This is a genomic window from Micromonospora sp. NPDC023888 (genome assembly GCF_040639415.1).
In the GTDB taxonomy this organism is placed as follows: Bacteria; Actinomycetota; Actinomycetes; order Mycobacteriales; family Micromonosporaceae; genus Micromonospora.
On the sequence record NZ_JBEZZW010000005.1, the window covers coordinates 236,191 to 246,789 of the forward strand.

The following is a 10,599-nucleotide window of genomic DNA, read 5'->3' on the forward strand; positions in this document are numbered from 1 at the left end:
GCGACGGCCGGTGCGGGCCTCGGGTGACGTGCCGCCGTAGGTGAACGGATTGACGCTGATCAGGGCTGGATGGATGGGACTTCGGTGCCGGCGGGCTGACCGTGCGGGCCACCGAGGGCATGGGGGATCGCTCGGCGGCCACGTCCCGGGATCGGCCGGGGCGGTGGTGGCGCCGTCGAGGCGCGGACGACGAGCTCGACCGGTTGGTCGGCCGCCGGTGGAAGCTCGACGTCCGGCTTCTCGATGACCTGTACCAGCAGCGCGAGGCCCTGCCGCGCGGGCGCGTCGATCGGCTGCCGCACGGTGGTGAGCGGGGGAGTGACGTAGGCGGCGACCGGGATGTCGTCGAACCCGACGACGCTGATGTCCTCGGGCACCCGGCGCCCGGCCTCGAGCTGCGCGCGGATGAGACCGATCGCCATGTCGTCGTTCGCGGCGAACACCGCGGTCACGGTGCCGTCGCCGGCCAGTTCCCGGCCCGCCGCGTAGCCGGACGCGGCCGACCAGTCGCCCTCGACGACCGGCGGCTCGTCCGCGCCGTGGGCTCGCAGCGCCTCGCGCCAGCCGGCGAGACGGTCCCGTGCCGAATACCACCGCTGCGGGCCGGCCAGGTGATGGACGGTCGCGTGCCCCAACTCCAGCAGGTGCTCGGTCGCGGCCCGCGCGAGCCGGCCCGCGCCGACCCTGGCGGTCACCACCTGCGGCGCGGTGAAGGTGGGCGGCGCGCCGAGGACCAGGACCGGCACGTCCACGCTGATGAGGCCGACGCCCTCGTCGATCGGCTCGGAGATGACGACGCCGTCCACGCCCTGGTCCAGCAGCGACGCCAGGGCGCTCGCGATGCCGCCCGGGTCGCCCTCCATCGTGGTGGACACCCGCAGCGTGTAGCCCACCTCCCGGACCGCCCGCTCGATGCCCATGAGCCACGACGCCGGCCCGTACAAGGCGCTGCCGAGCGTCACCACGCCGATCGACCGGGTCCGCCCGGAGGCCAGCGCCCGGGCCGCCTGGTTGCGCCGGTAGCCGAGTTCCTCGGCGGCGTCCAGGACCCGCCGGCGCACGTCGGCCGAGACATACGGCTCGTCGTTGAGGACCCTGGACACCGTCTTCTGGGAGACGCCGGCCAGCCGCGCGACGTCCACGCTGCGCGGCGTCGGAGGGCTTCCGCCCGGCCTCGCCAGTCGCGTCATGGCACCTCCCATCGCCGGCCATAGTCCTGTATGATTGCGCAGTCATGTCTACGCGATCAGACACTCACCGTTAAGAGCCCGCAACCCGCCCGTGACGCTGGCGAAGCACGTTCCTTACCAGCACCCTAACTCCCGTTTCGAACCGAACAATCAAGCCGGGCCGCCCGCCGACTCCACCGAAGACCACAGTGCTGCTGTCCACGCCTTCAGCGTGTCAGCGGCCGGGCGTCGCAGAGGCGAATCGGTTCGCTATTCGGTCGGCGCCGCGTCGCTGGGTCGGCGATACGGAATACCTGGGCGCGATGCCCTAGCGCTCCAGAAGGGCCGTACTCATCGGCGGCCACTCGAAGCCTGCGAGGCGTCAGGAGCAGGAAGTAACCGTCCTGAAACCTTGACTTCACGCCCGACGCACCCATTAATACATGTGTATGTATTTGGGCCGCAGCCACCCTTCCCGGGTGGTCGGCGACGCCGGCAGATTTGTCGAATCGATTCGAGTATCGGCCTTGAGGCCGTGCCCTGAACCGGTGTTGCGGAGCTGGCGGATGAGTCACAGGAGGTAACCGTGCATCGTACGAACGTCCACTGGGGTGGCCGATTGTCGGCGTCGGCCAGAGGGCTTGCCGCGACCGTGGCGCTCGGCCTGACCCTGACGCTGGGCGGCCTGCCCCTGGCGACCCCCGAGCCGGCCCTGGCCGCGCCGGGCGCGATGGGGGCCGTGGCGGCCGCCGGTGTTGACGGTGTGGCGGCCGGGAACGCCGCGGTCGCCTCGGTCGACCTGGCCGGGACGTGGAGCTTCACGCCCGCGGGCCGGGCGGCGACCTCGATCACGGTGCCCGGTGGCGGCTGGTACAAGCAGGGCTTCACCGACGTGAACGAGGCGGTGTACTCGCGCAGCATCACGGTGCCGGACTCGGGGCAGCCGCAGTCGACCTGGATCGAGTTCGGCGCCGTCAACCACCAGGCGACACTGTCGGTCGACGGCCGGGTGGTCGCCACCCAGACGACCGCGTTCACCCCGTCGAACTTCGACATCAGCGCATACGCGGCGCCCGGCACCACCCACACGATCACGGTGAACGTGAAGGGCCGCGGCGCGTTGAAGGCATCCAACGGCCGGTACCTGGTGCCCGACGCCGCCACGTGGTCAGAGGCGATCCCGCAGGGGATCTTCGGGTCCGCGTTCCTGCGGGTGTACCCGGCGGTGTACGTCAGCGACACATTCGTGCGTACGTCGGTGGCGAACAAGACGCTGACCTACGACGTGACGGTGCGTAACACGTCGGGCAGTTCCCGGTCGGTGACGTTGACCGGGTCGCTGTCGTCCAAGAACGGAACGGCTTTCAGCTACCCGGCACTGCCCAGCCGTACGGTCACCGTGGCGGCCCGCTCGACCGCGACCGTGACCGTCGGGCCGGTCGCGTGGAACCTCGACAGCACCTCGTACTGGTGGCCCAACGTGCCGTACCGGTCGGGGTACCGGGCGCAGCTGCACGGGCTGACGGTGCATGCCGCCACCGACGACGGCCGGACGAGCGACGCCGAGTACCGGTTCGGGTTCCGGGAGGCCACCCAGAACGGTGACTACTACTACCTCAATGGCGTGCGCGTGAACTTCCGCGGCGACAACCTTCAGGGTGGCGACTATGACCGGATCAACAACGGCGGCAAGGGCGACGCGTACCACACCCTGCCCGGCTTCCTGCCCCCGTCGTCCGGCAACGGCGGCTGGCCGCAGGCGGTGGACAACTACCAGCGGCTGAACTACAACGTGGTGCGCATCCACCAGGAGCCCGGAAGCCCGTACATGTTGGATGTCGCCGACGAGATGGGCCTGATGATCATTGACGAGGTCGCGATTCGCGGCTCCCAATCCTCGCAGGAGTGGCAGAACTCCGTCGGGCGCGAGAATATGATCAACCACGCCCGTGCGCTGGTCCTGCGCGACCGCAACCACCCCGCGATCATCCGCTGGAGTCAGAACAACGAGCCGAACCAGAGCGGCCAGGATTCCGAACAGTTCGAGAAGGACCTGTACGCGGCGATGAACGGCGCCGACGGCACCCGGCCGATCATTGTCGAGGTGGGCGTCGGCAACAATGTCAGCCTGTATCCCGGGATGACGTACGCCAACTTCGCGGTGATCCCGCACTACGTCGACGGCTTCGGCAGGTACGGGGAGGGCCTGGTCAGCGTGAACGGGCGGCCCGACGGCGAGGGCGAGTTCATCTGGCCGGCATGCAACAACAAGCAGGGCTTCGAGTGGTTCGCCACGGCAACGCTGGCCAAGCGCGGCAAGGGCGCCACCGACCTGCGTCCGTACACGCTGCTGTCCGCCTGGGCCAGCGTCGTGCCCGGCGTGCGGTCCACCGACTTCACCCCGGAGGAGGGCGGTCACCCGATCTACGGAGCGGACAACCTGCCCGACCCGTGGAGCAACCCGCAGATCCAGCGCGTGCAGGCGGCGTTCAACCCGGTGGCCGCGGTCGACCTCCCGTACTGGTCAGCCTCCGGCAATTCGGACTCGAACGGCACCTTCCCGCTGCCGCAGGCGGTACCCAGCTACGCCCGCAACGCCACGGTGACCCGCAACATCACCGTGTTCAACGACGACTTCACCAACACGTCGGTGGGCTTCGCCTGGACCGCCCGGCTCGACAGCCCCACCGGCGCGGTCGTCGCGTCCGGCAGCACGACCCTGACCGTCCCGCTCGGCTCGCGGGTGACCCAGCCGGTGTCCTTCACCACCCCCGCCACCGGCAGCCGCGTGTACCTGCAACTGTCGACCACGAAGTCCGGCAGCACCGTCTTCACCGACTCGGTCGAGTACCTCAACCTCAGTGGAAGCGGCGGAACCGGGCCCGCAGCAGGCACCTACCGCATCGTCAACCGCAACAGCGGCAAGCCCCTCGCCATCGCCGGCAACTCCACCGCCGACGGTGCCAAGGCGGTCCAGCAGAGCGGCACCCCCACCTGGACGATCAGCACCACGCAGGACGCGTACACCCTGCGCTACACCGCCTCCGGAAAGGTGCTCGACGTCAACGCCGGCAGCACCACGACGGGCCTGCAACTACAGCAGTGGTCGGCAAACGGCGGCACCAACCAGATGTGGTACCTGCGGCCCACCGGTGACGGCTACTACACCATCGTCGCCCGCAGCAGCGGACTGGCAGCCGACGTCTCCGGTGCCTCGACCAGCGACGGGGCGCAGGTCGTGCAGTGGACCGCCAACGGCGGGACCAACCAGCAGTGGCAGTTCGTACCCGCCTGACCAGTGGCAGAGGTGAGTGTCAAGTTCGGCCGCCGGTGACCGTCTGACGGTCGTTGTGAGGTCTACTCGGGCGCGGGGGCTCCCGCGCCCGAGTAGATCACGTCCCGTTGAGGGCGGTGCTGTAGGCGCCGTCGCGGTGCAGCGCGTGGAGGTACGGCGTGACGTCACTCGGAATCCGTGCGTCCAGCAACGTGAAGAGCCGGTCCAGATACGGGCGGTTCTGCGGGTGCGGACGCTGCCTTGACCGACAACGGTCGAGGCAGCGCGGCGGATCCGGGTCATGCTGGCGCGTGGCGCCGTCGCTGCTCGGCTTCGAGCTCGGTCGCGAGTGCGGATCGCTCGGTTCGATGTCGACCGAGAAGCTCAGCGCTGTAGGCACTCCACGCGGCCTCCTGGTCTGCGGTCATTTGGGCACCGTCAACCTCGGACTCGACAGTTGGATGAGCGTCGAGGAATGCTCCGAACAGCAGACCCATTTCCCGGCTGTGCCGACGGTTGAGCTCGATGCGTCGCGGGTCCATCGTCCTCACCTCTCCGACAAATTCTCGCAGAGCGTCAACTGGTCGAACGCGACCAAGGCTATGCGCGTGGGCTCGTCCGGCGGGTGCACCCGCAAGGTGTGATGGGGGTTTGGCTCATCGTCAAGGACGACAACCGTTTCGATCCCGGCCGGTAGGCCGGCGGGCCAGTCGATTTCATCGGTGGGTTCCTCGACGAGGACCTGGGCGAGCTTTCCTCGCAGACCTGTCTGGTCGTAGCGCAGCGGAGTGAGGCCCTGATTCTCGCTCATGTGCTGATCCCTTCCTCGCCTTCGGGACCTCGCGTCGGCGGCCGAGCTCTTGCGGCATCTCCGCAGCACCTACCCAACCACCCAACCACAGCTTACGATCTGCCCGGCACTGGTCGGTGCCCCCGCAAGCCTGCAACCTGACCATGGACCTGGGCGAGCGGAGCGGCGCGTGGCGATTCCCGATCCGCGACCGCGACGGCCGGCACACCGCCACCTTTGATCACGTCTTCGCCGCTGAAGGCATCAAAGCGGTCACCGCAACCGGCGGCCAGCCCTACCCAGTCGGCGGCCAGCCCGAGCGGACCGCAGGCCGATCCGGCGCCGGCCGCCAGGGGCTGACCGGCGCACTGGGGAGAACGCGCCGCGCACCCGGAATGCCGCCGACCTAGGGCAGCCGGGGGCGCCTGAGGGGTCCGATGCCGACGGTGGCGAGCGGGCCGACGAGCGGGGTAGCGGCCTTGATGGTGCGTGGCGCGGGAGCGTGGCGGCTATCCGGCCCGGTACCGGGCAATCGCGGCGGCGGCGGCCTTATCGTCCTCGTAGTAGCGCATGAACCGCTCCGCAGAGCCGCCGGCCTCCAGCGCGTTCAGCGCGATGGCCCGGACCTCCCGTGCCATGTCGGGGTCGCCCGATCCGCCCGCGTCGTCCGGGATGTCGAGAATGGCTGCCATCACCGGTGTGACCACTGGACCGTGGTGGCCGGAGACTGCCCGCACCAGGTGGGCACGTTGTGGCCAGGTGTCCAACGAGGGGTACGCCTCGACCAGAGCCTTGAGCAGATCTTCTCCGAACGGTTGGCGTAGCTTCTCGATCGCGTCGCGGTCGCCGGCCCGAATCGCCGTCAGCAGGGCGCGCAGCAGACTGGCGTCGCTGATGTCGTACTGCCGGGCTCGGACGTCCTCCACCCGGTGCTCCCCGTTCACAAGGGTCACCGCGGCGGCAAGTTCGAAATACCACAGGCGGTCGGCGTACATCTCCTGTTCGATCGCCCCGGCGAGGTCGTTGCGCCCGTGCTCGCGGAGCCGGTCGACGGCGTAGCGGAGATAGTCGCGGGTGCCGCCGACCACCGTCGTCCCGTACGGCAGACGCCGTCGCGGCAGCTCGTACTCGCCGGCCAGCGCGGTGACCACGAGCAGCCGCTCGCCGTCGTCGCCCGGCATCCGCCACACCGCGTCGAGCTCGTCAGGTTCGGTCGGATCGCCGTCCATGCCCCAGAGGCGTACCGCTTCGGGAAACACCTGTTGCACATAGCTCGTGGCGCACAGCCGGGCGATCGTCCGATCCGCCTCCCACACCGCGCGGCTCGTCGCTTCGTGATCCATCCGGCCTCCTAGCTTCGCCGCCGGCCCCGGCGTCAACCCGACAGGTTACCGCCGAGGAGGGGCCGGGCGCTTCGGCGATACCTGGGACAGGTTCTCGTGCACAAACTCGACGCCGCGACGGCGTCCGCACCCACCGCGTCGGTACCAGGTCGGCTATCTCGTCGAAGGGTGCCTTCTGCGGCCACATGCGGTTGTCGAGTTGGTTAGGCATCCGCCCCCGCCCGTCATCCTTGTGCATCGAAGCGGCGGCCTACCCCCGGTGACGATCTCAGGCGTATCTACCACGATCACAGTGATGGCCCTGTCGAGCCGGCACCGAACGCTGTGGCCGGACCTGCGCGCTGCGCCCCGGCGGAGGGCCGAGGGGCGACGGACCCGTTGTCGATCGCGACGTGGATGCGGGCCGCGTGCGCTCCGGTCCTTGCAGCGCGCGAAGTTCCCTCCGTTGCCCACAGGATCGCTAGGCGCCGGTCAATCTCTCGCCTCAGTCCGCGGTCTCGTGCTGGCGGACTACTCGGTCAATGCGGCGGTCGGGAATGATCCAGCTGATCGCCGTGGCGACGAAGCACGTCAGGGCAGTCCAGACGCCGATGCGGCCCTGGTCGATCGCCAGTGCGCTGAGTATCCCGACGAGGTAGAGCGCGGGGGAGAGCTTGCCCTTGAGGTCACTGCCGACGGCCCGCCTCAGCGGCGAGTCCGGTCCCTGCCGCCGAATGATCACGGCTTGGAGCACGCGGTATGCGATGGCCGCGCCGAGCAGATTCAGGCCGTAGATGACGACCGGGGTCGGCTCGAACCTCGACTCGTCCATCCAGGCTGTCGTGAACGGGAACAGCGACAGGCAGAACAGCAGTGCCGAGTTCGCCCACAGCACCCCGCCGCTGACCTGCCTCACCAGATGGAACATGTGATGGTGGTTGTTCCAGTAGATGCCCACATAGACGAAGCTGAGGAGATAGGTCAGCAGCCCGATGCCGGTCGTGTGAAGAAGGCCGCTGAGGCTGTGGTCCTCCGGCACCTTCAGCTCGAGGACCATGATCGTGATGATGATGGCGAGCACGCCATCGCTGAAGGCTTCGAGTCGACCGGTCCTCACCGCTCTGTCGTCCCTTCCCCTTTAGCGGTCCCTTTATCCGAGGCTGTCATATTCTGTCCTTGTTGGTGGTGGCCGGCGGAGGATCGCGGCTGCGGTTCTGTGTCGTCACCGTCCACGACCGGGCAGCCGTGGAATCTGTGACAGGCGGCGGCAGCGTTGCCACACCCAGATTGGGCTGTGGTCGCCCGAACCCGTCGACACGAGTTCGGACCGATGCGTGGGCGTCGTTTGCCGGAAGCCGCTCAATTCCTGAGGCCGGACAGCGGGGCGGGTGGTGACAGCGCATCTCCCGTACGTGTCCTGAGACACCTCGGCCAGCGTGTCACAGGTCGCGGGGCTGCCGTGTCTTTGCTGGTGTTCACCCGCGTACCGGGTGGAGAAGAGGAAATTCCCGGCCCAGCGATGACGCCTTCTTGACCAGGATCGAGCGCAACGCCAGGGGAGAGTTGACGGACGTCGCCCTCGCTGTATCGATCGACGGGTTGTTCAATCCGGCGGATGCCTAGCGCGAGGAGGCGGGCCTCCGCAGCCTTCTCGGTGCTGGCGCGACCCTGGAGGACGGACGGCTCACGGCCGGCCGAACGATACGGAGATCGAGATGCCTGAAAGCGGTAGCCGGGTGGCCGCCCGCGACCATTGCCTCAGCCTGGTGCGCGCCGTGGACCGGCCCACCGGGGCGGCCCGCTACGGACGTATGTTCCCGGGCCTGGGCCCGCTGGGCACCGACCCCGGGCTGCTGATGCGCGCGGGTGGCGACGGCGGGATCTGCGACGCCGCCCCGGTCCTGGACCAGTTGAACCGGGACGGCGACGACGCCACCGAGGCCGCCGGGTGGCCCTTCTTCGGCCAGCTGATCGCCCACGACATCACCGCTGACCGTTCCTCCATCACCGGCGGCGTCGACCCCGAGGTGCTGCGCAACGCGCGCTCCCCGAAGCTCAACCTGGAGATCATGTACTCGGACGGCCCGATCGGCTCGCCGTACCTGTTCGACGTGGGCGACCCGGCGAAGTTCCTGCTCGGCGAGGACGGCGGCGACGTGCCGCGCAATCGGCAGGGCGTGGCCCTGATTGGCGATCCGCGCAACGACGTGCATCTGTTCGCGCTAAGTCTGCACGTCGCGCTGCTGCACGCGCACAACCACGTGGTCGACCTGCTGCGCGAGAGCGGCGTTCCCGAGGCCGACGTCTTCGACCGGGCGCGGGTCACACTCACCTGGCATTACCAGTGGATCGTGGTCCATGACTTCCTGCCCAGGCTTGTCGGGGCGAGCCTGGTCGAGCAGGTGCTCGCCGAGGGCGGCCGGTGGTTCGCGCCGCCGCCGGGGCAGGCGTACATTCCGCTGGAGTTCGCCGACGCGGCCTTCCGCTACGGCCACGGCCAGATCCGGCACACCTACCGGCTCGTCGACGGCGGTCCCGCGGTGCCGCTCTTCCCCGATCTGGTCGGGTTCGGCCCGCTGCCCGCCGGTCGGCGCCTGGATCTGGCGCAGATCTTCGATGTTCCCGGCCACCCACCGGCGCAGCGCGCCAAACGCCTCGACGGCCGGCTCGCCGCCAGCCTTATCGGCCTGCCCGAGCGAGTCACCGGCGTGGTCGACACTGCCGCCTACCGCTCGCTGGCGGTACGCGACCTACTGCGCGGCGGAACCACCGGGCTGCCCAGCGGTGAGGCAGTTGCCCGGCTGGTTGGCGCAGCGCCGCTGACCCCCGACGAGTTGGGGCAGGCCTGGCCGCACGGCACTCCGCTGTGGTTCTACGTCCTCAAGGAGGCCGAGCACCGCGGTGGCGGCGACCGGCTCGGCCCAGTCGGCGGCCGGATCGTGGCGGAGGTCTTGATCGGACTGCTCCGCGCCGACCCGGCTAGCTACCTGAGCCTGGAACCGGACTGGCAGCCGACCCTGCCCGCCGCTGGAGCACGCTTCGGCCTGACCGACCTGCTCGCCCTTCAGCGGCATACGTCCGGTGTGTGACCCGCGCCCTAGTCACAACCGGCGGTGCCGTCCGGTCATAACTGGCGTAGCCGGGTGAACGCTCGGCCTCCCGACCAAGACAGAGGTGTGAGAGACATGAAAATCGCCGTACTGGGTGGTACCGGGCTCATCGGGTCGCAGGTCGTCAAGATCCTTCAGGCCGAGGGGCACGAGGCGGTGCCGCTGTCTCCGTCCAACGGCGTGGACCTGCTCACCGGCGAGGGCCTCGACGCCGGGCTCAAGGGCGCCGACGTCGTGCTGAATCTGACGAACTCGCCGACGTTCGACGAGGCTTCGGCCGACTTCTTCCGCTCGACCATGGAAAACCTGCTGGCGGCCGCGCAGCGCGCGGGCGTCGGCCACGCCGTGATCCTGTCGATCGTCGGCGTGGACCAGGTGCCGGACCTCGCCTACTACCGCGCCAAGGTGCTGCAGGAGGAGATCCTGAAGGCTGGCCCGGTGCCATACTCGATCGTCCGCGCCACCCAGTTCTTCGAGTTCGCCGGCGCGATCCTGTCCTGGACCGCCGACGGCGACACGGTGCGGCTGCCAAGCACGCCGGTGCAGCCGATGGCGTCGGCCGACGTCGCGAAGGCGGTGGCCGAGGTCGCCGTGGGCGCGCCGCTGCAGGGCATCCGGAACGTGGCCGGTCCCGAGGTCTTCACCCTCGACGAGTGGGGCCGGATCACGCTGGCCGCCAAGGGGGACAAGCGCACGGTCGTCCTCGACCCGGCCGCCGGCATGTTCGGCGCGGTGCCCGGCGACGTCCTGATCGCCCCGGAGGGCGCAGTCCTCGCGACGACCACCTACCGCGACTGGCTGACCCGCTAGGCGTGTTCATAAGGGCGGTCGAGCCGAGGCGGAGTCCGGGCGGCGATCCGGCAAGGCGCGGTTTCGTTCGGATACCGGTGTTGTATCGGCCCGCGTGCAGCTGTTGCCGAGGCGCTCGAAGCCA

At 69.3% G+C, this 10,599-nt stretch carries 8 protein-coding genes; 3 read left to right on the forward strand and 5 right to left on the reverse strand.

Annotation, left to right across the window (positions count from 1 at the left end):
- Positions 1-59 precede the first annotated feature (59 nt).
- Positions 60-1,190 (reverse strand): LacI family DNA-binding transcriptional regulator, encoded by a 1,131-nt coding sequence (locus AB0F61_RS06820; RefSeq protein WP_357804075.1) that lies wholly within the window; start codon positions 1,188-1,190, stop codon positions 60-62.
- A gap of 565 nt (positions 1,191-1,755) precedes the next feature.
- On the opposite strand from AB0F61_RS06820, the gene AB0F61_RS06825 reads away from it, so the two are divergent.
- Complete coding sequence (locus AB0F61_RS06825) at positions 1,756-4,464, forward strand: RICIN domain-containing protein (RefSeq protein ID WP_357804078.1); 2,709 nt, start codon at positions 1,756-1,758, stop codon at positions 4,462-4,464.
- 97 nt (positions 4,465-4,561) lie between these two features.
- Here the strand turns inward: AB0F61_RS06825 and AB0F61_RS06830 are convergent, their stop codons facing one another.
- From AB0F61_RS06830 to AB0F61_RS06845, 4 genes are all read right to left on the reverse strand, one after another.
- Complete coding sequence (locus AB0F61_RS06830; protein WP_357804080.1) at positions 4,562-4,843, reverse strand: hypothetical protein; 282 nt, start codon at positions 4,841-4,843, stop codon at positions 4,562-4,564.
- Positions 4,844-4,990: 147 nt separating this feature from the next.
- Positions 4,991-5,254, reverse strand: coding sequence for a hypothetical protein (locus AB0F61_RS06835; RefSeq protein ID WP_357804083.1), 264 nt, complete (start codon positions 5,252-5,254; stop codon positions 4,991-4,993).
- 488 nt (positions 5,255-5,742) lie between these two features.
- Positions 5,743-6,576, reverse strand: a complete 834-nt coding sequence (locus AB0F61_RS06840; RefSeq protein WP_357804086.1) for a hypothetical protein — start codon at positions 6,574-6,576, stop codon at positions 5,743-5,745.
- Positions 6,577-7,060: 484 nt separating this feature from the next.
- Complete coding sequence (locus AB0F61_RS06845; RefSeq protein WP_357804088.1) at positions 7,061-7,672, reverse strand: TMEM175 family protein; 612 nt, start codon at positions 7,670-7,672, stop codon at positions 7,061-7,063.
- Positions 7,673-8,270: 598 nt separating this feature from the next.
- Between AB0F61_RS06845 and AB0F61_RS06850 the strand changes: the two genes are divergently transcribed.
- Positions 8,271-9,644: a peroxidase family protein gene (locus AB0F61_RS06850; RefSeq protein ID WP_357804092.1), complete on the forward strand. Its 1,374-nt coding sequence runs from the start codon at positions 8,271-8,273 to the stop codon at positions 9,642-9,644.
- A 96-nt stretch (positions 9,645-9,740) separates the two neighbouring features.
- A complete protein-coding gene (locus AB0F61_RS06855; protein WP_357804095.1) occupies positions 9,741-10,475 on the forward strand; it encodes an SDR family oxidoreductase in 735 nt (244 codons plus the stop codon).
- Positions 10,476-10,599: the final 124 nt, after the last annotated feature.

Bases quoted from the DNA above. Each gene is read 5' to 3' on its own strand.
- AB0F61_RS06840 (WP_357804086.1), bottom strand. From the start codon at position 6,576: ATGGATCACGAAGCGACGAGCCGCGCGGTGTGGGAGGCGGATCGGACG.
- AB0F61_RS06835 (WP_357804083.1), bottom strand. From the start codon at position 5,254: ATGAGCGAGAATCAGGGCCTCACTCCGCTGCGCTACGACCAGACAGGT.
- AB0F61_RS06850 (WP_357804092.1), top strand. From the start codon at position 8,271: ATGCCTGAAAGCGGTAGCCGGGTGGCCGCCCGCGACCATTGCCTCAGC.
- AB0F61_RS06855 (WP_357804095.1), top strand. From the start codon at position 9,741: ATGAAAATCGCCGTACTGGGTGGTACCGGGCTCATCGGGTCGCAGGTC.
- AB0F61_RS06820 (WP_357804075.1), bottom strand. From the start codon at position 1,190: ATGACGCGACTGGCGAGGCCGGGCGGAAGCCCTCCGACGCCGCGCAGC.